The organism is Candidatus Microbacterium phytovorans (assembly GCA_029202445.1).
Taxonomy (GTDB): Bacteria; Actinomycetota; Actinomycetes; order Actinomycetales; family Microbacteriaceae; genus Microbacterium; species Microbacterium phytovorans.
In genome coordinates this window covers 2,081,220-2,104,260 of sequence record CP119321.1, presented here as the reverse complement: position 1 = coordinate 2,104,260, position 23,041 = coordinate 2,081,220, and the positions used below count along the sequence as shown (strand labels likewise).

Here is a 23,041-nt window from a genome sequence, read left to right as displayed (position 1 = left end):
GGTCGGGTTCGACCCGGCCGCCCCTCCTTTGTCCGTGCCCTCCCATCCCACCTGGAGACCACACCCATGACCGGCCGAACCTTCGAGATCGGCGAGCGCGACTTCCTGCTCGACGGCGCCCCGCACCGCGTGCTCTCGGGGGCCCTGCACTACTTCCGCGTGCACCCCGACCAGTGGCGTGACCGCATCCGCCTCGGACGCATGATGGGCCTCAACACGATCGAGACCTACGTCGCGTGGAACGAGCACTCGCCGGAGCCCGGCGTGTTCGATACCGACGGGCGACTCGATCTCGCCCGGTTCCTGCGCGAGGTGCACGAGGAGGGGATGCACGCGGTCGTGCGCCCCGGTCCGTACATCTGCGCCGAGTTCGACGGCGGCGGACTGCCCGCGTGGCTGTTCGCCGGCGATGGCGTCGGCATCCGGAGCCTCGAACCGCAGTACCTGGCGGCGGTGTCCGAGTACCTGCGGCGCGTCATGGAGATCGTCGCCCCGCTGCAGATCGACCGCGGCGGCCCGGTCGTGATGCTCCAGGTCGAGAACGAGTACGGCGCCTACGGCTCCGACCACGCGTATCTCCAGGCCCTCACCGATCTCTTCCGCGCGTGCGGTGCGACCGTGCCGCTGACGACGGTCGACCAGCCCGTCGCCGAGATGCTCGCCGCCGGCACGCTCCCCGAACTCCACGCCACCGGTTCGTTCGGTTCCCGCGTGCCCGAGCGGCTGGCGGCGCTGCGGGCGCAGCAGCCCACCGGACCGCTCATGTGCAGCGAGTTCTGGTGCGGCTGGTTCGACCACTGGGGCTCCCACCACCACGTCACCGACCCCTCGGCATCCGCAGGCGCGCTCGACGAACTGCTGTCGGCGGGTGCCTCGGTGAACATCTACATGCTCCACGGGGGGACCAACGCGGGCCTCACCAACGGCGCGAACGACAAGGGCGTCTACCAGCCCACCGTCACGAGTTACGACTACGACGCCCCCGTCGACGAGGCGGGACGGCCGACCGAGAAGTTCTGGGCCTTCCGCGACGTGATCGCCCGCCACTTCCCGGTGCCCGAGTTCCCCCGGACCGAGCGCCGCGCGCTTCACGTTCCCGCTCCGGCCCCCCTGCGTCGTGTCGGGACGCTCGCCGAGGTCGCCCCCGGGGCCTGGTCGTCGCACGACGAGGTCCCCACGATGGATGCCGTCGGCATCTGGCGCGGCTTCGCCCGCTACCGGATCGACCTCGACGGCACCGACGCGCCCGCCGTCCTCTCGTTCGCAGAGGTGCGCGATCGTGCGTGGCTCTCGCTCGACGGGGAGCCGGTCGGCATCCTCGCGCGGGAGGCGCACGAGCGGTCGGTGACGCTCCCCTCGGGGCGCGGCCTGCTCGAGATCCTCGTCGAGGACGAGGGACGCGTGAACTACGGCCCTCGGATCGGCGAGCCGAAGGGACTGATCGGCCCCGCGACGCTCGACGGGGTGCCGCTGCACGGCTGGGAGATCTCCGCCGTCCCGCTCGACGCGATCCCCGCCGCTCGCGGCAGCGTCGGCGACGGCGCCCCGGCTGCAGCCTCGGTCGGGGCGACGGTCTGGCAGGCGACCCTCTCCCTCGACGCGCCCGCCGACCTCTCCCTCTCGACCGACGGTCTCGGGAAGGGGCTCGTGTGGATCGGTGACACGTGCCTCGGCCGTTACTGGCGCAAGGGCCCGCAGGCATCCCTCTACATCCCGGAGCCCCTCACCCGGGCCGGGGACAATACGCTGACGGTGCTGGAACTGGAGACGCTCGACGTCGACGCCCTCCGCTTCCTCGACGACCTCGCCCTCGGACACACGGAGCACTGACGTGACCACCCCCGCGACCGCCACCGGCGCCGTCGACCCCGCGCCGCTCGCCCTCGACCGCCGCGTCTTCGGCGGCTTCGTGGAGCACCTCGGACGGCACGTGTACGACGGCATCCACGAACCCGGGCATCCGTCGGCCGACGAGGAGGGCTTCCGCGGCGACGTCATCGACCTCGTGCGTGAGCTGGGGGTGTCCACAATCCGCTACCCCGGGGGCAACTTCGTCTCCGGCTACCGGTGGGAGGACGGCGTCGGCCCGCGCGAGGAGCGGCCCCGTCGCCTCGACCTCGCCTGGCACGTCACCGAGACCAATCAGGTGGGCCTCCACGAGTTCGCCTCCTGGCTCGACAAGGTCGGGTCGGAGCTCATGCTGGCCGTCAACCTCGGCACGCGGGGCACGGCGGAGGCCCTCGACCTGCTCGAGTACGCCAACGCCGAGGTCGATACGGCGTGGACCCGCGCCCGCGCCCGCAACGGCCGGTCCGAGCCGTTCGGCGTGCGGATGTGGTGCCTCGGCAACGAGATGGACGGCTGGTGGCAACTGGGCGCCCGCAGCGCCGACCAGTACGGTGCGCTCGCGGTGCAGACGGCGCGCGCGATGCGCCGCTTCGATCCGACGCTCGAGCTCGTCGTCTGCGGCTCCTCCGGGCGCACGATGCCGACCTTCGGTGCGTGGGAGCGGGAAGTGCTCGCCCACACGTTCGACGAGGTCGAGTTCATCTCCTGCCACGCGTACTACGAAGAGCGGGACGGCGACGCGCAGGAGTTCCTGGCATCCGCCGTCGACATGCACCTCTTCATCGAGGAGGTCGTGCGCATCGCCGACGACATCGCCTCCGAACGGGGCAGCGACAAGCGGATCATGATCTCGTTCGACGAGTGGAACGTCTGGTACCAGTCGCGCTGGAACGCCGTCGAGGGCACGCAGCCGAGGGACGAGTGGCCGGTCGCACCCCGCCTGCTCGAAGACGTGTACACGGTTCAGGATGCCGTCGTCGTCGGAGACCTCCTCATCACCCTGTTGCAGCACGCCGACCGCGTGAAGTCGGCGTCGCTCGCGCAGCTCGTGAACGTGATCGCGCCGATCATGACCGAGCCGGGCGGTCCCGCCTGGCGGCAGACGACGTTCTTCCCCTTCGCGCTCACGTCGCGCCTCGCGGGGGACCGGGTGCACCGCCTCGATGTGTCGGCGCCGACGTTCGCGAGCTCTCGCTTCGGCGACGTCTCGACGGTCAACGCGGTCGCCACCGTCGGCGACGACGGCGTCACCGTGTTCGCCGTCAACCGGTCGCTGGACGGCGCCGTCGAGGTGCAGCTCGATCTCCGCGGGCTCGGGCCGGTCGGAGCGGGTTCTGCAGGAGCGGGTTCCGCAGGCGCGGCCGGGTGGACGGTGCGCGAGGCACACCTCCTCCACGACGACGACCGCTACGCCGCCAACACGCTCGGCGATCCGGAGCGGATCGCGCCGCGCGACCTCGACGGCGCACGGCTCGACGACGGCGTGCTCACGCTCACCCTGCCCGCGGTGTCGTGGGCGGCGGTCCGGCTCGGCTGAACCGGGCTCAGCCGCCGAGGGCGGCCGCCACGACGGCGCGCGCCTCCTCCTGCACCTGCGCGAGATGCTCCGGACCCCGCAGCGACTCCGCGTAGAGCTTGTAGACGTCTTCCGTGCCCGACGGGCGTGCGGCGAACCAGGCGTGCTCGGTCTGCACCTTCAGCCCGCCGATCGCCGCCCCGTTGCCGGGCGCGTGCGACAGCTTCGCCACGATCTCCTCGCCCGCCAGCGTCGTCGCCGACACCGACTCCGGCGCGAGCTTGCCGAGGGCCGCCTTCTGCGCCGGCGTCGCCGGTGCGTCGACCCGCTGATACGCCGACGCGCCGTACTCCGCCTCCAGCTCGGCGTACCGCTGCGACGGGGTCTTGCCGGTCACCGCGAGGATCTCGGATGCCAGCAGGCACAGCAGGATGCCGTCCTTGTCGGTGGTCCAGACCGACCCGTCGGTGCGCAGGAACGACGCACCGGCCGACTCCTCTCCGCCGAACGCCACCGAGCCGTCGATGAGCCCCGGGACGAACCACTTGAAGCCGACGGGCACCTCCACGAGCTTTCGCCCCAGAGCGGCGACGACCTTGTCGATGATCATCGACGACACGAGCGTCTTGCCGACCGCGGCGTCGGCGCGCCACCCCGGGCGGTGCGCATACAGGTAGTCGATCGCGACCGCGAGGTAGTGGTTCGGGTTCATGAGCCCCGCGTCGGGGGTCACGATGCCGTGGCGATCGGCATCCGCGTCGTTTCCCGTGAGGATGTCGTACTCGTGGCGGCGGGCCACGAGCGAGGCCATCGCCGACGGCGACGACGGGTCCATGCGGATCTTCTCGTCCCAGTCGAGCGTCATGAACCGCCACGTCGGGTCGACCTCGGGGTTCACGACCGTGAGGTCGAGACCGTACCGCTCCCCGATGAGCGCCCAGTACTCGACCGACGCGCCGCCGAGGGGGTCGGCGCCGATGCGCACACCCGCGCGCCGGATCGCCTCGACGTCGATGATGTTCGCGAGATCGGCGACGTAGCCCTCGCGGAAGTCGTACGAGCCGACGTGCTCGGCGGCGATGTCGGCGAACCGCACACGCTGCACGCCCTCGAGCCCCGCGGCGATCAGCTCGTTCGCCCGGTCGGCGATCCACCCGGTCGCGTCGGTGTCGGCCGGGCCGCCGTGGGGCGGGTTGTACTTGAAGCCGCCGTCGCGGGGCGGGTTGTGCGACGGGGTGACGACGATGCCGTCGGCGCGGGAGGAGTCACCGGCATCCCGGCCCCGGTTGAACGCGAGGATCGCGTGGCTGAGGGCGGGCGTAGGCACCCAGGAGTCCCGGGAGTCGACGCGGACGTCGACGCCGTTCGCCACGAGCACCTCGATCGCGGTGCGCTCGGCGGGGCGTGAGAGGCCGTGCGTGTCGCGGCCGAGGAACAGCGGACCCGCGATGCCCTGGCTCGCGCGATACTCGACGATCGCCTGCGTGGTGGCGAGGATGTGGTCCTCGTTGAAACTCGTCGACAGCGACGACCCGCGATGGCCGCTCGTGCCGAACGCGACCCGCTGCTCGGGCACCGCGGCATCCGGCTTTCGGTCGTAGTAGGCGGCGATCAGTTCGTCGATGTCGATGAGGTCGGATGCTTCGGCGGGATGTCCTGCGCGGCTCATGGTCCCAGTCTGCCCCTCCGGAGCCGCCGATGCGACGGCGAAGGGGCAGGTTGATGGCGGGGCGACCGTGAGCCCGGGCCGGGGGTGGCCGGCGTTCGCCGTTGCTAACTCCTCCAATCCGGGCGCCGAAGGGCGGATTTCGCCCCATTCCGGGCCCGAGGTACCGATTCGCCGGAGTTAGCGACGGGAGAGGTCGGCGCCGCGCCGTGCGACCTCGTCGAGCACGGCACGCAGCGCGGGCGAATCGGCCTGTGTGCGGCGATGCACGGCGAGCACGTCGCGTGTCGACGCCGGGCCGGCCGTCGGGATCGCGACGACGTCGTCTCCCAGGTCGCCGCGTCCGAGCCGCGGCACGAGCGCGACCGCGAGCCCCGCCCGGGCCAGCGCGAGGTGGTTCTCGAACTCCATCGACTCGTGCACGATGCGGGGGGCCCCGCTCACGCCGTCGAACAGGCGCCGCAGCCATTGCCGGCAGATGGTCGAATCGAACGTCGCGACCCAGGGCTCCTCCGCGAGATCTTCCGGTCGGAGCACTTCGCGGTCGGCCAGTCGGTGTCCCCGGGGGAGGATCACATCGGCGACATCGGTGAACAGCGGCGTCTCGACCAGGTGGTCGGGCATCGCGAGCGCGACCCCGCCCCATCGGTGCACGATGCCGAGGTCGCGCTGGCCCGACGCGACGAGCGCGATCGTCTCCCAGGGTTCGCTCTCGCGCAGCGGCAGGCGGAGCTCGGGATGCCGCTGCCGCAGCTCCGACAGCACCGGGATCATCAGCCCGCGCACGACCGTGGAGAACGCGGCCAGCCGGATCTCGCCGACAAGCGCGTCGGGCCCGTCGGACAACGACTGGATGTCGGCGCGAATGCGCTCGAGGTCGGCGAGGACAGGGGTCGAGGCGACGACGAGCCGCGTGGCGGCGGCGGTGAGCACCACGCCCCGTCCGGCGCGTTCGAGCAGGTCGACGCCCGTCTCGCGTTCGAGACGCTTGACCTGTTGCGACACCGCCGAGGGGGTGTAGCCGAGGAGGGCGGCCGCGCGAGCGACGCTCCCCTCGGTCGCGATCGCCCGAAGGGAGACGACGGCATCCAGATCCATCATGAAGCGATGCTACCGAATCCGGGCGACGAACGTTCGCTTGTCCTTCACGGATCAACCGGGTCGAATGGATGCCGTGCCCCGCCGTGACATGCTCCTCGCCGCCCTCGTCGCCTCGCTGTGGGGCTTCAACTTCGTCGTCATCGCCTGGGGCATGACCGGCATCCCGCCGCTGCTGTTCGTCGCGATCAGGTTCACCGTCGTCGCGGCGGTGGCACTCGTGATCCCCCGCCCGCAGACCGGCTGGAAGGTCGTCGTCGGTGTCGGCCTGTTCATGTGCCTCGGACAGTTCGGACTGCTCTACACCTCCATGGCCCTCGGGCTCCAGCCCGGGCTTGCGGCCCTGCTGCTGCAGGCGCAGGTCGTCTTCACGATCGTCATCGCCGCCGTCGCGCTGCGCGAGCGCCCCACCCCGATGCAGGTGATCGGGGTCGTGCTGGGCTGCCTCGGACTGGCGATCGTCGCGCTCGGCCGCGGGGGAGAAGCGCCGGCCGTGGCGGTGCTCCTCGCGCTGGCGGCGGCCCTGTCGTGGGGGATCGGCAACGTCATCTCCCGGCGGGCCGGTGACGTCCGGGGTATCGGCCGGGGCGGCGCGCTGTCACTGACGGTGTGGTCGGCGCTCGTGGTGCCGGTCCCCGCACTCGCGCTGTCGCTCCTGGTCGAGGGACCGGCGGCGGTCGGAGCGGGGCTGGCATCCTTCGGCTGGACCGCGACCCTCTCCACCCTCTACACGGCGGTGCTCTGCACGGTCGTCGGCTACGCGATCTTCAACGGCCTGCTCGCGCGCAATCCGTCGGCGGCGGTCGTGCCGTGGGTGCTCCTCGCGCCGGTGGTCGCGATGGCGTCGGCGGCGGTGCTGCTGGGCCAGGTGCCGACGCCCGGCGAGGCGGTCGGCGGGGCGATCCTCGTCGTCGGCGTGCTCGTGACCGGCATCCGGAGGCGGCGCGTGCGGGCGCCGAGGCCTGCTCGGCGGCCTCGCCGGCGCGAGGTCTCCGCCGCGGTCGGTGGCTAACTCCTCCAGAATCGAGCGTCGCAGGCGTAAGCCGCGCTCTCGCGCCGCGGATGCGACGGATCGAAGGAGTTGGCCACACGACGGCGCGCACCCCCGCCCCCACTAGGCTTGCCCCCGTGACCGTCGACTCCGCCCCGCGCCGCACCTACAGCTACCTGGGCCCCGCGGGAACCTTCACGGAGGCGGCGCTGGCGCAGGTCGCCGAGGCGCGCGACCAGATCTGGCGGCCCGTCCGCAACGTCGGCGAGGCGCTCGCCGATGTCGTCGAAGGCCGATCGGATGCCGCGATGATCGCGATCGAGAACTCCATCGACGGCGGGGTCTCGACCGCGCAGGACGCGCTGGCCACGACGCCCGGGCTCCGCATCGTCGGGGAGTACCTCGTGCGGGTCAACTTCGTGCTCGTCGCGCGTCCGGGCACGCGGCTCGAGGACGTCTCGCTTGTCGCCGCCCACCCCGTCGCGTACGCGCAGTGCCTCCGGTGGCTCACGGCGCATCTGCCCGAGCACGCGCACCTCCCCGCGGCGAGCAACGTCGCCTCGGCCGTCGGGATCATCGACGGTGTGAGCGAGGCGCAGGCCGCGATCGCTCCCCCCGGCATCCTGGGGCACTACGACCTCGAGCTGCTCGCAGAGGAGATCGGCGACAACACCAACGCGGTCACGCGCTTCGTGCTCGTGAGCCGCACGGTGGCGCCGCCGGCACCCACGGGGGCCGACAAGACGTCGCTCATCGCCGAGCTCCCCGACGACCACCCCGGCGCGCTCCTGGAGCTCCTCGAACAGTTCTCCACCCGCGGCATCAACCTGTCGCTCATCGAGTCGCGGCCGATCGGCGACGAGCTCGGACGCTACCGCTTCGTCATCGACGCCGACGGCCACATCGAGGACGAGCGGATGGCCGACGCCCTTCTCGGGCTGCGCCGCTTCAGCCCGAAGGTGACCTACCTGGGGTCGTACCCGCGGGCGGATCGCGCGATCGTCCGCTACCCCGACCGCTACTCCGACGATGTGTTCGTCGAGGCGCGCGACTGGCTGCGCGCCCTCATCTCGGGCGAGCCCGAGGCCTGACGCCGCCGAGCGAGCTCCGGCGTGCGGATCAGCCGACGAGGAGTTCGAGCGTCTGCACCCGGCCAGGCGCGGCGTCGAGGGGCTCCGCGTCGTACGGAGCCGCCACGGGCGAGACCATGACCTCGTCGACGCCGTGCTGCCCGGCGAAGGATGCCAGTCGGCCCCGCACGTCGTCGCCGGCACCGACGAACCACCGCGCGCGCAGGCCGTCGAGCATCGCCGTCGCGAGCCGGTCGTGGGCCTCGGCCTCCGCCGCCTGCTCGACCGTCTCGAGGGCGACGAGCGGGCGGCCGCCGCGCAGCCGCGCCATCATGCGCGCCTGCGGCAGCATCCGGGCTTCGGCCTCTGCCTCGCTCGGCGCCGCCACGACGTTCGCGGTGACGAAGGTGCGGGGAGCGTCCAGGTGCTCGCCGGGGGTGAACTGGGTGCGGTAGAGGTCGAGGGCGCGTTCGAGACCCTCGCCGGAGAAGTGGTTCGCGAACACGTAGGGGAGCCCGAAGGCCGCGGCGAGGGCGGCGGAGTAGTCGCTCGATCCCAGCAGCCACACGTCGGGGGTGGAGGTCGCCGCGGGCGTCGCGTGCACCGCGTACGGTTCGCCGGTCGCCGCGCCCGGACGGCTCACGAGACGCACCTGGGAGCCCTCGGGCGACACGAGCCCGAGGATGTCGCGGATGTGGTCGGGGAAACGGTCGACGTCGCTCGTGGTTCCCGTCATCCGCAGCAGCTGGGTGATGACGGGGTCGCTGCCGGGGGCGCGGCCGATGCCGAGGTCGATGCGTCCGGGAGCGATGGCTTCGAGGGCGGCGAACTGTTCGGCGACGACGAGCGGCGCGTGGTTGGGAAGCATGACGCCGCCGCTGCCGACGCGGATGCGCGACGTGCGGGCCGCGGCTGCCGCCGCCAGTACGGGCGGGGTCGTCGAGGCGACGGCGGGCATGTTGTGGTGCTCCGCGAACCAGTACCGCCGGAAACCGAGGTCGTCGGCGCGGGCAGCGAGGTCGAGGGATGCCGCGACGGCCTGTGCGCTGCTCTGACCGGCTCGCACGGGCACGAGGTCGAGGACGGACAGGGCGGGGGAGGCGGTCGTGTTCATCAGGAACCGCAACGATCTCGTCGGCATCCGCATTCCCCGCTACCAGGCCGGGGCACCACCCCGGGTCAGCGGGCGCGCTTGACGTGCTCGTATGCGTCGAGGGCCCGGCGTCGCGTCTCCGCGAGGTCGACGAGCGGCTCGCGCTCCGCACTGTCGGGGGCCCACTGTCCGATGTAGAGGCCTTGCGGGTCGAACTTCTCCGCCTGTCGCTCCGGATTGAAGATGCGGAAGTACGGCGACGCGTCGGCGCCGGAACCGGCCACCCACTGCCAGTTGAAGGGGTTGCTGGCACCGTCGGCGTCGACGAGGGTGTCCCAGAACCACTCCTCGCCGCGCCGCCAGTCGATCGCGAGGTTCTTCGTGAGGTACGACGCGACGACCATTCGAACCCGGTTGTGCATGTAGCCGGTCGTCCACAGCTCGCGCATGCCCGCGTCGACGAGCGGGACTCCCGTCTCGCCTTTCTGCCACGCCCGCAGGTGCCCCCGGCGAAGCGGCGGCCAGGGGAACGCGTCGAACGCCGCCCGCCAGTTGCGGGTGGCGAGGTCGGGGAAGTGGAACAGCGTGTGCCAGGCGAATTCGCGCCACCCCAGCTCGGAGAGGAAGCGGTGAGCGGATGCCGCGTGCGCGCCGGTGCCCGCGGCATCCACGGTCTCGTGCCATACGGTGTAGGGGCTCAGCTCACCCCAGCGCAGGCGCGGCGAGAGCAGGGAGGTGGCGCCGGCGGCGGGTTCGTCGCGGGCGCGGTCGTAGTCGCCGAGGTCGTCGCTGAGGAACGCGCGCAGTCGCGTCCGTGCGGCTGGCTCGCCGGGCTCCCACGCCTCCCGCAGCCCGCCCGCCCAGTCGGGCGCCGTAGGGAGGAGCTTCCAGTCGTCGAGGTCGTCGCTGCGGGCGCCCCGGCCGTCGACCGTGCGCGGCTCGGGCAGCGGGTCGCGGGGCGACGGCTGCGCCTGGCAGGCTTTCCAGAACGGGGTGAAGACGGCGTAGGGAGTGTCCGATCCGGTGCGGACGGTCCACGGTTCGAACAGGAGGTTCGCCGCGTACGAGGTGACCTCGCGCCCCTCGTCGCGCAGCCGCGCTTTGAGGGCCGTGTCGATGTCGCGCTCGGCTCCGCCGTAGCGGCGGTTCCACGAGACGGCCTCCGCGGAGACCTCGTCGGCCACCGCGGGCACGACGTCGGCGGCCGCCCCGCGTCGCAGCACGAGGGAGCCGTCTCGATCGGCGAGCCGCTGCCCCAGGTCGGCGAGGCTGTGGTGCAACCACCACTTCGCGGCTCCGCCGAGGGGACGGACGCCGGGCGACTCCTCGTCGAGCACGTACAGCACGGTGACCGGTTCGTCGCGGTCGACCGCGGCGCGCAGGGCGGGGTTGTCGGCGAGGCGGAGGTCGTCGCGCAGCCAGACGAGGGAGGTCATGACGACACGCCCGTCAGATTCCGGTGACGCTGTGTCCGCGGGGGACGGCGACGGTGAGTCCGCCGGGTTCGACGCGCGCGGTGACGTGGGTCGCCTCGCCGAACTCGTCGCCGTCGAGCTGCACCGGCTGGGCGGCGACGGTGGCGAGGTCGATGCCGGCGCCGCGGCTGAATCGCACGGCGTTGTCCTTGGTGCGCAGCGACAGGATCTGGCGTCCCGCCCGGAAGCGGCGGAGGAAGCTGTTGTCCCAGGCCACGCGGCGCCAGATGAGCAGCCAGCCGAAGGCGCTCTTGGGTTGGAAGATCGCGATGTCGAGGTCGCCGTCGGTGACGGATGCCTCGGGGATCAGCTCGAGTCCGGCCGGGAGCGAACCGCAGTTGGCGAAGACGACGCTCTGCACGTTGGCGCGGTGCACCTTGTGCCCGGGCACCTGGTACATGACGGGGAACGGCTTCGCGCCGATGAGGGAGCGCGCCGCGCCGTCGACGTAGGCGACCCAGCCCACCTTCTTCTTGAGATCGCCGCTCGTGTTCGCGATCATCGCGGCATCCAGACCCATTCCGCCCATGACGACGAAGGCGCGCTTCTCGCTCTCGCCGCCGGGGCGGGCGAGGGTGGCGATGCCGACGTCGATGGGGACGACGTCGCCGTCGAAGGCGGCGGCGATCATGGCGTCGGCGTCGTCGAGGGGGAGACGCAAGTTGCGGGCGAGGAGGTTGCCGGTGCCGCTGGGGACGATCGCGAGCGGGACGGCAGAACCGGTCATAGCTTCGCTGACGGCACGGACCGTACCGTCGCCGCCCGCGACGAGCACCACGTCGACCCCTTCGGCGAGTGCCTGCCGGGTGACGTCGTTGCCGAGGTCATCGACGGTGGTCTCGTAGAAGAGGGGTTCCGACCAGCCCGCCTCCTTCGCGTGGGTGGCGACCTGCGCGCGCAGCGCGTCGCCGTCGACCTTGATCGGGTTGTAGACGAGCGCGGCTTTCGGGCTCGGGCGGTCGCCGTCGGAGAAAGGCTCGGTGCGTCCGCTCTCGTCGACGCGCCGGGCCTCGCCCGTCTCACCGTCGGACGTGTCGGGGGAGACGTCGTCGGGCTGGCGGATGACGTCGTCGGGTGCGGCCGCCTCCTCCGGATCGGTCGCGTCGGAGCCCACGTTCGTGCCGGAGTCGGTCGCCATGCGTACAGAGTATTGCGCGGGGCCCGTGACCGGCCTCCGGACGCGGGGGGCTTGCGCTCACCGTCAATCGGCGGGTATCTCCGTGACGGCGATCGCCCACAGGTTGTCGACGTCTGCCGTACCCGTCACGCGGACCTCCTCTCCGACGATGTCGAGCGTGTTCCGCGTTCCGGGGTCGCCGGCGTCGAGGAGGCACCTCTGGGTGATCGTTGCGGAGTTCTCGATCTCGACCGTGATGATGTCGTCGCCGAAGCACCGGATGTAAACGGCGACGCGACCCGTCCTCGTTGGCGCGGGTTCCGTGGAGGCGGCGCCGCGAATCGACGACAGGGTCGCGATGCGAGGTTCACCCGGCGCGGGAGTGACCGTCAGTTCGCTGGGGGCGGGCGATGGCGAGACGGATGCCGAAGGACTCGGAGGGGAGGCCTGCTGCGTGGCAGGATCGAGGGCCCCCGCCACGCAGCCGGTGGTCAGCGAGGTCGCGGCCAGCACGCCGACCATCGCCCACATCGTCCGCCTCACTTGACGGTCACATCCCAGCCCACCCGGAAGGGGGCGAGCGTGCTCGTTGCGCGCGACTGGATGGTGCAATCGGGACCGAGAGTGCGGTACTCCTTGCCCCTCACCGGGAGGCTCCAGACCCCGTAGTCGCCGTATCCCGTCTTTCCGGCCGGAACGGTGAACGTGACCGAGTTCCCGACGGATGCCGTGACGCTGAGGCCCGCCGAGACGCCGAACTCCGCGGAGATCTCGGCGACCTTCACGGACCCCTTGACGTTGGTCGCCCCGGAGAACTGGGCGTTGACGGTGCCCCCGACGTCTGAGGTGAGCGTGACTCTCATGCTCTTGGCGGTGCGATTGCGATTCGCCTGGGTGGGCCCGATCTGGGTGAGCTTGCGCGCACCGCGCGAGGTGGAGTCGTACCTCCATTTGGATGTGCTGCAGCCCTTGATCGGTACGGAGAGGGCCGTGAGCGATGAGGTATCGGCGTTCGTTGCCACGAAACGCTCGGCCGGCGCGCCCGACGCCCACGAGGGGGCCGCGCTCAGGATCAGGGCGCAGGCGGCCATGGTGCCGAGGATCGCGTTCTTTCGGTTCGTCATGTGTTCGGTTCCCTTCGATGCGAAGAGGGGGAGGACTTCACGCTAGTACTCATTTATGCGTGTTCGAGAAAGCGATCTGAATCTGTGCATAACTCGTCCGTCCACCGGACCGTCCGTGCACCCGTCCACACCGCCCGCGGCCCGCGAACCGGCCGCGACTAGACTCGAACGGTGATCGATCTCGCCCTTCTCCGCGACAACCCCGACCTCGTGAAGCGCTCGCAGGAGGCACGAGGAGAGTCGGCGGAATCCGTGGATGCCGCGATCGACGCCGACCGTGCGCGTCGCGTCGCGCTGACCGCCTTCGAAGAGCTGCGTGCCGCGCAGAACGTGCACGGCAAGAAGGTCGCGCAGGCGCCCAAGGAGGAGAAGGCCGCGCTCGTCGCCGAGGCCAAGGACCTCAGTGCCCGCGTGAAGGAGGCTCAGCAGGCCGTGACGGCCGCGGAGGCCGCGGCATCCGCTGCCCTCGCGAAGATCGAGAACATCGTGATCGACGGCGTCCCGGCCGGCGGGGAGGACGACTTCGTCACCCTCCGCACGCACGGCGCACCCGTGACGTTCGACTTCGAGCCGCGCGACCACCTCGCCCTCGGCGAACTGCTGGGCGCGATCGACATGGAGCGCGGCGCGAAGGTCTCCGGCGCCCGCTTCACCTTCCTCACCGGCATCGGCGCACGCCTCGAGCTCGCCCTCATGAACCTCGGCATGGAGCGCGCGCTCGCCGCCGGGTTCGTCCCCGTCATCCCGCCGACGCTCGTGCGGTCGGAGGTCATGCGCGGCACGGGCTTCCTCGGCCAGCACGCCGACGAGGTGTACCGCCTCGATGACGACGACCTCTACCTCGTCGGCACGAGCGAGGTGCCCCTCGCGGGGTTCCACATGGACGAGATCCTCGACCTGACTGCGGGCGCGAAGCGCTACGCCGGCTGGTCCACGTGCTACCGCCGTGAGGCCGGCTCGCACGGCAAGGACACCCGCGGCATCATCCGCATGCACCAGTTCAACAAGCTGGAGATGTTCGTCTACACGACCCCCGAGGATGCCGAGGCCGAGCACCTGCGGCTCGTCGCGATGCAGGAGGCGATGCTGCAGGACCTCGGGCTGAGCTACCGGGTCATCGACGTCGCGGCGGGCGATCTCGGCTCCTCCGCGGCGCGCAAGTACGACGTCGAGGCGTGGGTGCCGACGCAGGGTGCCTACCGCGAGCTGACCTCCACCTCGAACTGCACCACGTATCAGGCGCGACGCCTCGACATCCGCCACCGCCCCGTCGTCGACGGCGCCCCGGCGGGCAAGACCGCGCACGTCGCGACGCTCAACGGCACGCTCGCGACGACGCGGTGGATCGTGGCTCTCCTGGAGACGCACCAGCGCGCCGACGGCTCGGTCGTGATCCCGGAGGTGCTGCGGCCCTACCTCGGCGGGCTCGAGGTCGCGGAGCCCATCGCGTGACGGCGAAGGGCGGCACGCCCCACCTGCCGCCGACCGGCTCGGTGAAGGTGGTGAAGCCGACGAAGGCCGCCCGTCTCGTCGAGCGGATCGCCGACGAGACCGAAGACCCGACGGTCGCCACCGAACGGCTGCTCATCGCCCTCGACGTCGACGGCACGCTCCTGCTGGAGGACGAGACGCTGAGCCCCGGGGTCGTCGACGCGATCGCGCACGCCCACCGCGCCGGTCACGAGGTCATGCTCGCGACGGGACGGTCGTGGGAGAGCACCCGTGGCATCCTGCGCGTTCTCGGGCTCGCCCCCGAGTACGCGGTGTGCTCCAACGGCGCGGTCATCATGAAGCGGGCGGGCGGCGATCTGGCCGACGAGCTCGTCTACGAGCGGTTCCACATCGAGACGTTCGACCCCACCGAAGTGCTGCACCTGTTGCGTGAGCACCTGCCCGACGCGCACTACATGGTCGAGCTCGCCGACGGGCGTCGCCTCTACACGGAGGAGATGGACGACTGGAACCTGGTCGCCGCGCACCGGGTGCCGTTCTCGGAGCTGTCCGCCCAGCCGGTGTGCCGCGTCGTGGTGGTCTCGCCCGACGAGACGGATGCCGACTTCGTCGACCTCGTGGGTCGCATCGGACTCAACAAGGTGTCGTACGCCGTCGGCTGGTCGGCGTGGCTCGACATCGCCCCCCAGGGCGTCGACAAGTCGACCGCCTTGGAGAGGGTGCGGGTGTGGCTGGGCGTCGATCCCGCACACGTGCTCGTCATGGGCGACGGACGCAACGACGTCGGCATGTTCCGCTGGGCGCGGGAGCACGGCGGCCGCGCGATCGCGATGGCGCAGGGCCCCGACGAGGTGCGCCGCGAGGCGTCCGAGACGACGACATCGGTGCGCGCGGGAGGCGTGGCGGAGATCCTGCGTCGCCTCTGAGGCAGTGCCTCAGAGAAGCATCGCGGGGCGTGCCGTCCCGGTCAGAAGCGGTTAACAGCCCGCCCACAGGCGCGCTCGGCCAGAATGGAACCGGCCCGGTCCACTACAATCGACGCCTGTCGGGCGGATTTCTTCGGAGTCTGCTCGGGAGGGTTGTCCGAGCGGCCGAAGGACCCGGTCTTGAAAACCGGTGGGCAGCAATGTCCCGTGGGTTCGAATCCCACACCCTCCGCCCCTCGGGGACCCCCGCCCCGCCTCAGAAAGGGATGCTCGTGAGCGAGACGCCTGACGCCCCGCCGACCAGCCGGCGACAGCCGCTGGCGCGCCACGGCATCCAGACCTCCCCGAAGCCCTTCCGCCAGATCATGACGGTGCTCGGCGCGGTGGTCGCGGTCGTCGTCCTGAGCGTCGGCGCCGTGGGGGCGTTCTACGTGTGGGATGCCGCGCGCACCCTCACCGACAACAGTGTCGACATCGGTGACGACGTCGACGAGCTGCCCGCCATCGGCGAGATCGACGGCGGCGTCAACATGCTCGTCGTGGGCACCGACTCCTGCGAGGGTCAAGACCTCAAGCTCTTCCCGCGCTGCGCCCACGACGCGGGGGGCGAGCGCAACGACGTGACGATGCTGGTGCACATCAGCGACAACCCGCGCCGCGTGACGGTGGTCTCCTTCCCGCGCGACATGATCGTGCCGATCCCGTCGTGCCCGACCGGCGACGGCGGCAACTACTCCGCGATGAGCGCTCAGATGATCAACTCGTCGTACATGTACGGCGGACTTCCCTGCACCGTGCTGACCGTCGAGGCGCTGACCGGCGTCGACATCCAGTACGCCGCGGCGATCCGCTGGACGGGTGTCATCAACATGTCGGATGCCATCGGCGGCGTCGACGTGTGCGTCTCCGACGACATCAGCGACAAGCACACGGGCCTGAACCTCACCAAGGGCACGCACACCCTCGTCGGTGCGGAGGCGCTGCAGTTCCTGCGCATTCGCCACGGCATCGGCGACGGCTCCGACCTCGGCCGCATCTCGAATCAGCAGCAGTTCATGAGCTCGATGGTGCGCAAGCTGCAGTCGGGCGGTGTGCTGGCGAATCCGTCGGTGCTGTTCAACCTCGCGACGACCGCGGTGGCGCAGGTGCAGTCGAAGCAGCTCGTGCTGAGCGATTCGCTGACCAACCCCCAGCGGATGGTGTCGATCGCGATGGCGGTCAAGAGCGTGCCGTACAAGGACATCGTCTTCGTGCAGTATCCGACGGTCTACGCCCCCGGCGGCGGCCGTGTGCTCCCGGTCACCTCGGCGGCCGACGTGCTGTTCCAGGCGCTTGAGGACAACCAGCCGCTGAAGCTCACGGGCGACGCGAGCCAGGGCTACGGTGTGGAGATCGTCGGCGAGGCCGAGGCCACCCCGACCCCCACTCCCACCCCCACGGGTTCGCCGAGCGGTTCGCCCGACGCCTCAGAGACCCCCGACGCGAACCAGACGCCGGAGCCCACCGAGACGGCCGTGGAGCTCCCCTCCGACATCGCCGGCTCCACCGCCGCCGACGTCACCTGCACGCAAGCCCAGCGCTGAGCCCGCGGCGGCGGCCCCGGAGAAAGTGGCGCAGTCGGCGGCTTCCCGGCATCCGAGACGGCCGTTCGCGACACCTTCTCGCGCCGATTGCGCCACATTCGCGCGTCGGAGGGCGCGCGAAGTGCGGTGCCGACCGGCATCCGACGACAGTTCGCGCACTCTCGACGGCTGTCACCTGTCCGGGAAGCGACGTTTCGTGCGCACCTCGAGGTGATCGAGGCGCCGGATCTCGATCGGTTCCGGCGGGAGCGTCATCGCGGGGTCGTAGTAGGCGACCCACGAGGTCATCTCGAGGAAGTCGCCCGAGCTCGTCTGGTCGTGGGAGCTCGCCGTGACGGCGGTGAGGTAGTAGCGGCCGTTGCGATCGATGGTGGGGTCGGGGTCGAGTGCGTCGACCGCGATGATGAAGTCGCTCCCCGCGTCGTTCTCGGGGTTGCGCTGCCCGCCCGACGAGATCGTGACGATGCTCGCGACGCTCGAATGCCGCACCTGTTCGGAGACGGGGCGCTCGGGGTCGAAACCGGGGATCGTGAGGTGGGTGGGGATGAGCCGGCGCACTCCGCGGTCGAGCTTGCCGTCGGAGATCGGGCCGTGGGAGATGAACGACCGACCGCGCACGATCGCGAGCGTGTTGAACGGGTCGGGGCCGGCGATGGGAATGCGGATGACCGGCGGGGCGGGGCCGTCGATGTCGGAGATCGGCGGCGGAGTGTGATCGAGGTACGGGTTCCAGGGATCGGGCATGACGAACGGCCCGAGCATCCACGTCTCGGTCATCGCAGCACCCGGAATCCCACCGCGAAGTCGACGCCGCGGCGATTCGTGTCGGGCGGCTGAAGGGTGAAGGTCTCGGTTCCGGGCGCGACGGGACCGTAGGTGAGGTCCGCCTCCGCAGGCACCGTGAACCCGGTGGGGAAGATCGTCACTTTGAGCGAGCGCCCGCGGGGCGGGTTGAGGATGCGGTAGCGCACCGCCCAGCGGTCGCTGTCGAGGGTGGCGTCGACGATCTCACCGGCGACGAGCGGAGTGAGGTGCTCGTTCTCGCCGCCGAACGGACCGTCGGCCGGCGTGGTCCGCCGCTCGTGGAGAGTGACGCGCACGTGGTCGGCGGCCGCGAGTGGGTCAGGGGATGCCAGGTCGAGCATCGTCCGCGGCCAACGGATCGTCCCGGTGACCTCGGCGACATCGCGCACCACCGTCGCGACGACCTGGTAGGAGAACCGGTTGAGGCTGCTGCTCTCGCCCATGACGGCGAGGTCGACGGCGAGGTCGAGCTCGCCGGTCTGACCGTTCACCGTGACCGAGGCCCGGTCGACGCCGAAGGCGTACCCGGTGTCTTCGTTGGCGATGCTGGCGAGGGCGACGTGCGTGCTCGCCTTCTCGATGCGGTCGGCGGGGATGCGGAGGTGGACGATGTCGGTGCGGCGCGTCACGTCGTCGGTGTCGACGCGCCAGTCGGGGCAGCAGATGCCCGAGGCGACGATCAGACGCCGCCCGGCGATGCCGAGGTCGACGTCGAGATGTGTGGGGCTCGACACCTGGGACGGATTTCGCACGTCGAACTCGGCCATGGTGACCCCCTTCGCCCTTCTCCGCGGTCTACGCGCCTGCGGCGTGTCCGTGCAGTGTGTCTGCAATAATGCAGTGATACTGCATGTATGGTGAGCGGTCAAGAGCCCGGAGCGACGGGACATGAGCGCAGGCGGCGTCAGACCGAGGAGCACCTCCTGGCGGCGGCCGGCCGGCTGTTCCTCCGCGACGGCTATGCGCGCACGTCGCTGGCCGCCGTGGCGCGCGAAGCGGGGGTGGCGGAACGCACCGTCTACGTACGCTTCGCCACGAAGGCCGCGCTCTTTCAACGGGTCATCGAGACCGCGATCGTGGGAGATGTCGACCCCGTTCCGCTTCCCGAGCGGGGGTGGAGCGTCGCGGCGATGTCCGCGCCCACGCTGGCGGAGCGGGTGCACGCGTTCGCCGACGGGGTGGCGACGATGAACGAGCGTCTCGGACCGCTCATGGCGGTCAACGGAGAGGTCGAGCCGGCGGAGCCGAGTGTGCAGGAGTCCGCCGCCCGGTGGCGCGAGGCCACCCGCGTCTTCCTGGAGGTCTTCTGGGGTGCTGCGGTGCGCGACGGGCTTCTGGCGAAGGATGCCGACGTCGCCTGGCTGGCGTCGGTGGGGGCGATGCTGTCGGCCGCCGAGTCGCGCCTGCTCGCCGCAAGAACGTTCGGGTGGGATCGGGACGAGTATGCCGTGTGGCTGGAGCGCACCTGGATGCGGCTGGCCGCGGCATCCGCTCTCGTCCCCGGAACCGACTGACGGCCCGGTTCGTTGCCACGGGCGGGGAGCGGTTATGATTGCCGGGTGTGTTCGCGCCGTCTCGCGTTGAACACCCTGGAGACGTCGCATAGTCAGGCCTAGTGCACCACCCTGCTAAGGTGGAGTCCTCGCAAGGGGACCGAGGGTTCAAATCCCTCCGTCTCCGCCAAAAAGCCCCGGTCTCCCGGGGCTTTCGGCGTTCTGGCGAACGATGTTCAGGCGGCCGTCACCGCCCTGGTCGAACCGTGGCCGTCACACCGCCGGCCACTGCGCGACGGTGCGGGTGGAACCCGCCCGTTCCTCGGTGATCGTGAAGCTCTTCGCCCGGAAGTCGGCGACGAGGCGGGCCGACGCGTCGCCGTCGCGCCAGGTCAGGTCGAGCACGTGCGACCCGGCGGTGTCGTCGGAGGTGAACTCGCCGTCGAAGGCCGAGTATGCCGTGCGGAAACGCAGGATGTCCAGGAGGGCTGCGGTGTGTGGACGGGCGACCGCGGCGGCGACTTCCTCGCCGGTGTAGTCGTGGCGGTTGACCGCGCGTGCCTCGCCGGTGTCGCGGAGCGCGTCGACGTCGTTCGCGCCGAAGAGTGCACCGACGTAGTACACCTGGGGGATGCCGGGAACCCACAGCTGAACGGTGCGCGCGAGGAGCATGGCATCCTCGTCCTCCTCGAGAGCCGAGAAGAACGACGTCATCAGCTGGTACTGCCGGGTCTGCTCCTTGCCGCGCGTGATCATGCCGGGCGGGAGCGCGTGGTACTGACGCAGCGGCTCGATGACGCGGTTGACGCGGTCGCTCACGGCATCGATCTCGTCGTCCGAGAGCAACCCGACAACGTCGACGACGCCGATCCCGTCGTGCGTGTCGAGCGTCGTGAACTGCTTTCGCGGGCAGATGGTCAGCCAGTGCCGCAGGCGGGTTGTGTCGTGGCTGAACACCGTGTGCAGCATGAGCATCGGGAGCGCGAAGTCGTAGACCCAGTGCCCGCGCTCGGCCATGGCCAGCTGGATGCGATAGTTCTCGTGGATCTCGGGAAGCATCTGCGTGCCGCGCGCCCGCAGCGGCTCCATGCCGATGTCGAGCACCTGCCATACCTCGGGCTCGACGAAGAAGCAGCTCGTCCCGGGACGCTTGGAGGCGTACGCGAACGCATCGAAGCGGATGAGCGGCACGATGTCGGCGAGCCGCCCCAGGTTGCGGCGGAAGTACTCCTGCGTGACGGGCTGCCACGGGTCGATGTCGACCTGCTCGGCGAAGAACGTGTTCCACAGTCGCACGACCGTGCCGTCGTCGCGGGTGAAGTCCTTCACGGGGCCGACGGCCTTGCGCCGGTACAGCGCCGCCATCTCCTCCTCGGTCGGTTCGGCGTTCGGCCAGAACTCGTCCCAGTGGATGAACATGTCCCGGTAGGGCGAGGCATCGCCGCGCTGCATGTAATCGCGGAACTCGGCCGATCGGATGGAGACGTGATTGATCATGAAGTCGGCCATCACGTAGTACGACGACGCGATCCGCTCGATGTCCGTCCACGTGCCGAAAGCGGGGTCGACCGTGTCGTAGTCGATGACGGCGAAGCCGCGGTCACCGCTCGACGGGAAGAACGGGAGGATGTGCACGCCCCCGAAGGCCCCCGCGAACGGCCCGTCGAGCACCCCCTGCAGGGCCGGAAGGTCACCTCCCAGGCTGTCGGCGTAGGTGATCAGCATCGGGGTGTTGGAGATCGGTTTCATGCGGCATCCTTTCGGCGGGTCGTGAGCCAGTCGAGAATCCCCTCGGCGTTGCGGTAGGTCAGCTCCCATGCCGCGTGGTTCTCGATGAGCAGTTCGTCGGTGGTGAGGCCCGGCGCCGAGGGGATGCCCACGGTCGCGAGCTGTTCGGGCGTGAAGATCGAGAGGTGGACGTCGGCTGCTCCCGCGCGGAGCAGTGCCAGCACGCCGTCGACGATGTACGCGTGCCGGTCGGGGGTGTGGTCGACGTACGCGGTGGAGACCCAGATCGGCGTACGGATGCCGTGGAGGATGCCGAGCGTCTCCGGTGTCATGGTCGGGCACACGGGAGCGGCCCCGGCGAAGAGGTCCGGTGCGACGTCGAGCATGCGGAGGGTGCCCGCCCCGCCCATGGAGACCCCCGTGAGGCGGATGCAGGCGGCATCGGCCGCGCCCTCGTCGATCAGCGACGAGACGTAGCCGGCGACGCTCTGCAGCGTCTCTCGGTTCCAGCCGGAGTCCGGGTCGAGCATTCGTTCAGCGAACGGCGCGCGGGCGGGCATGAGGGGGATCGTAGACGGCGCGGCCTGCGGGGCGATGACGATGTGATCGGGATATCGACGTGCCAGTTCGACCGCCCCGAGGGTGCCGGTCAGCTGCACGCGGTTGTCGGTGCCGGCCTCGGCTCCGCCGTGGAGGAAGACGAGGACGGGCAGGCCCGAGCCCTCGGGGCGGCGAACCCGCAGCGGGACGGTCCCGGCACGCGTCGACGCGAAGCCCAGGTAATGATCGTCGGTGCGCGTCATCATCCCTCCGTGGGGTTCAGGGCGCCGGGGCTGAGATCGTCGCGGGTGCGGGGGGTCGGGCGGGCGAACAGCACGTAGACCGCCAACCCGATGGCGACGGGGATGATCATGAAACGGAACATGAGGGAGTACGCGTCGGCGTCGGCCCAGCCCGCCTCGTGGCCGGCGGACACGAGCGCGCCGGCGGCCACCGGGAGGACCAGATAGGAGAGGTCGAGGCCCATGTAGTTCGTGTTGCTGGCGATGCCGCGACGCTCTCTGCTGACCGCAAGGAGGGCGAGGGTCTGCACGGCGGGCTGGCAGATGCCGTAGCCGAAGGCGGAGACGGCCCCGGCGACGAGGAACTCGGGCAGCGACCGTGCCGTGCTGATCAGGAAGAAGGCCACCCCGTAGATAAGTGTGCCCGGGACGATCACGGCGGTGAGTCCGAAGCGGTCGGCGATCGGACCCGCGATCGGTCGCGAGACGAGCAGGGCGAGGGCGTACGCCGTGAAGAAGAGCCCGATGCTCTCGATCCCCATCGACTCCCCGTAGAGGATGACGAAGGAGTTGACGACCGAGTAGGCGCCGCCGAGGAAGAAGATCACGATGGCCGGCGCGATCGCCTCGGGCGCGATGAAGGACCGCCACAGGCGTTCGCGTGGCCGCGACTCGCGCCGCGGCGATTCGGATCGCACGAGCGGCGCGAGCACCGCCACGACGGCCATGGCCCCCGCGCTGATGGCGAAGGTGGGGCCGTAGCCCAGAAGGCGCTCGAGCCAGAGCCCGATGGCGGGGCCGATCGCCATGCCGATGGCCTGCCCCAAAGAGAACAGGCCGATGCCGGAGGCCATGCGGCGTTCCGGCAGTGCGTTGCTGGCCATCGCGAGCGTCACGGGGGCGAGGAACCCCATGCCGAAGCCCTGCAGAAGGCGTCCGATCACGACGGCCGTCACATCTCCCGCGAACGCGAAGCACGCGAAGGCGAGCAGGAGCACCACGGCAGTGGCGGCGAGGAGGTGACTGTGGCGGATGCGGGTCGTGGCGACGCCGACGAAGGGTCGCACCAGCAGCGCGGTGGCCGCGAACAACCCTGTGACGAGTCCGACGGTGGTCGCACTCGCGCCGAACCCGTCGGTGAGTTTCGGGACGAGCGCGTTGACCATGAACTGCGAGACGTTGAGGACGAAGTTCAGACCGAAGATCACCAGGAACGCGGGCGACCAGATCTCCCGCCAACCGCTCGGTGCGGTTCGGCCTGCTGACATGGTGAAG

The 23,041-nt window shown here is 70.6% G+C and carries 20 protein-coding genes and 2 tRNA genes; 10 read left to right on the top strand and 12 right to left on the bottom strand.

Annotated elements, in window-relative coordinates; all coding sequences use genetic code 11:
- Positions 1 to 66 precede the first annotated feature (66 nt).
- Positions 67 to 1,830 (top strand): beta-galactosidase, encoded by a 1,764-nt coding sequence (locus P0Y48_10025; protein WEK12802.1) that lies wholly within the window; start codon positions 67 to 69, stop codon positions 1,828 to 1,830.
- A gap of 1 nt (position 1,831) precedes the next feature.
- Positions 1,832 to 3,385 (top strand): alpha-L-arabinofuranosidase C-terminal domain-containing protein, encoded by a 1,554-nt coding sequence (locus P0Y48_10020; GenBank protein ID WEK12801.1) that lies wholly within the window; start codon positions 1,832 to 1,834, stop codon positions 3,383 to 3,385.
- A 7-nt stretch (positions 3,386 to 3,392) separates the two neighbouring features.
- Here P0Y48_10020 and pgm read toward each other — a convergent pair whose 3' ends face one another.
- On the bottom strand, positions 3,393 to 5,033 hold the full coding sequence (gene pgm, locus P0Y48_10015) for a phosphoglucomutase (alpha-D-glucose-1,6-bisphosphate-dependent) (GenBank protein ID WEK12800.1): 1,641 nt from the start codon (positions 5,031 to 5,033) through the stop codon (positions 3,393 to 3,395).
- 177 nt (positions 5,034 to 5,210) lie between these two features.
- Positions 5,211 to 6,131: a LysR family transcriptional regulator gene (locus P0Y48_10010; protein WEK12799.1), complete on the bottom strand. Its 921-nt coding sequence runs from the start codon at positions 6,129 to 6,131 to the stop codon at positions 5,211 to 5,213.
- Between the two features lie 73 nt (positions 6,132 to 6,204).
- Between P0Y48_10010 and P0Y48_10005 the strand changes: the two genes are divergently transcribed.
- Together P0Y48_10005 and pheA are read left to right on the top strand one after the other, a co-directional pair.
- Positions 6,205 to 7,140 carry an EamA family transporter gene (locus P0Y48_10005; protein ID WEK12798.1) on the top strand — a complete coding sequence of 312 codons (936 nt, stop codon included), beginning with the start codon at positions 6,205 to 6,207 and terminating at the stop codon, positions 7,138 to 7,140.
- Between the two features lie 116 nt (positions 7,141 to 7,256).
- Positions 7,257 to 8,210, top strand: coding sequence for a prephenate dehydratase (gene pheA, locus P0Y48_10000; protein ID WEK12797.1), 954 nt, complete (start codon positions 7,257 to 7,259; stop codon positions 8,208 to 8,210).
- Positions 8,211 to 8,238: 28 nt separating this feature from the next.
- On the opposite strand, the gene P0Y48_09995 is transcribed toward pheA, so the two are convergent.
- The 5 genes from P0Y48_09995 to P0Y48_09975 all read right to left on the bottom strand — a co-directional run bounded on the left by P0Y48_09995 (position 8,239) and on the right by P0Y48_09975 (position 12,998).
- The gene (locus P0Y48_09995; GenBank protein WEK12796.1) at positions 8,239 to 9,303 is read right to left on the bottom strand and encodes an LLM class flavin-dependent oxidoreductase; all 1,065 of its coding nucleotides are present in this window, start codon (positions 9,301 to 9,303) and stop codon (positions 8,239 to 8,241) included.
- Between the two features lie 65 nt (positions 9,304 to 9,368).
- Complete coding sequence (locus tag P0Y48_09990) at positions 9,369 to 10,718, bottom strand: deoxyribodipyrimidine photo-lyase (GenBank protein ID WEK12795.1); 1,350 nt, start codon at positions 10,716 to 10,718, stop codon at positions 9,369 to 9,371.
- A gap of 13 nt (positions 10,719 to 10,731) precedes the next feature.
- On the bottom strand, positions 10,732 to 11,895 hold the full coding sequence (locus P0Y48_09985) for a diacylglycerol kinase family protein (GenBank protein ID WEK12794.1): 1,164 nt from the start codon (positions 11,893 to 11,895) through the stop codon (positions 10,732 to 10,734).
- A gap of 63 nt (positions 11,896 to 11,958) precedes the next feature.
- Positions 11,959 to 12,396: a hypothetical protein gene (locus P0Y48_09980; GenBank protein ID WEK12793.1), complete on the bottom strand. Its 438-nt coding sequence runs from the start codon at positions 12,394 to 12,396 to the stop codon at positions 11,959 to 11,961.
- Between the two features lie 17 nt (positions 12,397 to 12,413).
- Positions 12,414 to 12,998: a hypothetical protein gene (locus tag P0Y48_09975; GenBank protein ID WEK12792.1), complete on the bottom strand. Its 585-nt coding sequence runs from the start codon at positions 12,996 to 12,998 to the stop codon at positions 12,414 to 12,416.
- 171 nt (positions 12,999 to 13,169) lie between these two features.
- Here P0Y48_09975 and serS point away from each other — a divergent pair, with 171 nt between their 5' ends.
- The 4 genes from serS to P0Y48_09955 all read left to right on the top strand — a co-directional run bounded on the left by serS (position 13,170) and on the right by P0Y48_09955 (position 16,959).
- On the top strand, positions 13,170 to 14,450 hold the full coding sequence (gene serS / locus P0Y48_09970) for a serine--tRNA ligase (protein ID WEK12791.1): 1,281 nt from the start codon (positions 13,170 to 13,172) through the stop codon (positions 14,448 to 14,450).
- Positions 14,447 to 15,376, top strand: coding sequence for an HAD family hydrolase (locus P0Y48_09965; protein ID WEK12790.1), 930 nt, complete (start codon positions 14,447 to 14,449; stop codon positions 15,374 to 15,376). The genes serS and P0Y48_09965 overlap by 4 nt, the downstream gene beginning before the upstream one ends.
- A gap of 147 nt (positions 15,377 to 15,523) precedes the next feature.
- A tRNA-Ser gene (locus P0Y48_09960) sits at positions 15,524 to 15,608 on the top strand.
- Positions 15,609 to 15,648: 40 nt separating this feature from the next.
- Complete coding sequence (locus P0Y48_09955; protein WEK12789.1) at positions 15,649 to 16,959, top strand: LCP family protein; 1,311 nt, start codon at positions 15,649 to 15,651, stop codon at positions 16,957 to 16,959.
- Positions 16,960 to 17,130: 171 nt separating this feature from the next.
- Here the strand turns inward: P0Y48_09955 and P0Y48_09950 are convergent, their stop codons facing one another.
- A complete protein-coding gene (locus P0Y48_09950; GenBank protein ID WEK12788.1) occupies positions 17,131 to 17,736 on the bottom strand; it encodes a hypothetical protein in 606 nt (201 codons plus the stop codon).
- Positions 17,733 to 18,530, bottom strand: coding sequence for a hypothetical protein (locus P0Y48_09945; protein WEK12787.1), 798 nt, complete (start codon positions 18,528 to 18,530; stop codon positions 17,733 to 17,735). The genes P0Y48_09950 and P0Y48_09945 overlap by 4 nt, the downstream gene beginning before the upstream one ends.
- An 87-nt stretch (positions 18,531 to 18,617) precedes the next feature.
- Between P0Y48_09945 and P0Y48_09940 the strand changes: the two genes are divergently transcribed.
- Complete coding sequence (locus tag P0Y48_09940; GenBank protein WEK12786.1) at positions 18,618 to 19,277, top strand: helix-turn-helix domain containing protein; 660 nt, start codon at positions 18,618 to 18,620, stop codon at positions 19,275 to 19,277.
- A 77-nt stretch (positions 19,278 to 19,354) separates the two neighbouring features.
- Positions 19,355 to 19,446: transfer RNA gene (locus tag P0Y48_09935), tRNA-Ser, on the top strand.
- Between the two features lie 83 nt (positions 19,447 to 19,529).
- Here P0Y48_09935 and gtfA read toward each other — a convergent pair.
- The 3 genes from gtfA to P0Y48_09920 are packed head-to-tail and all read right to left on the bottom strand — an operon-like array spanning position 19,530 to position 23,034.
- Positions 19,530 to 21,005: a sucrose phosphorylase gene (gene gtfA, locus P0Y48_09930; GenBank protein ID WEK12785.1), complete on the bottom strand. Its 1,476-nt coding sequence runs from the start codon at positions 21,003 to 21,005 to the stop codon at positions 19,530 to 19,532.
- A complete protein-coding gene (locus P0Y48_09925) occupies positions 21,002 to 21,787 on the bottom strand; it encodes a hypothetical protein (protein ID WEK12784.1) in 786 nt (261 codons plus the stop codon). The genes gtfA and P0Y48_09925 overlap by 4 nt, the downstream gene beginning before the upstream one ends.
- Positions 21,787 to 23,034: an MFS transporter gene (locus P0Y48_09920; protein WEK12783.1), complete on the bottom strand. Its 1,248-nt coding sequence runs from the start codon at positions 23,032 to 23,034 to the stop codon at positions 21,787 to 21,789. Before P0Y48_09920 ends, P0Y48_09925 begins: the two co-directional genes overlap by 1 nt.
- Between the last annotated feature and the right edge of the window lie 7 nt (positions 23,035 to 23,041).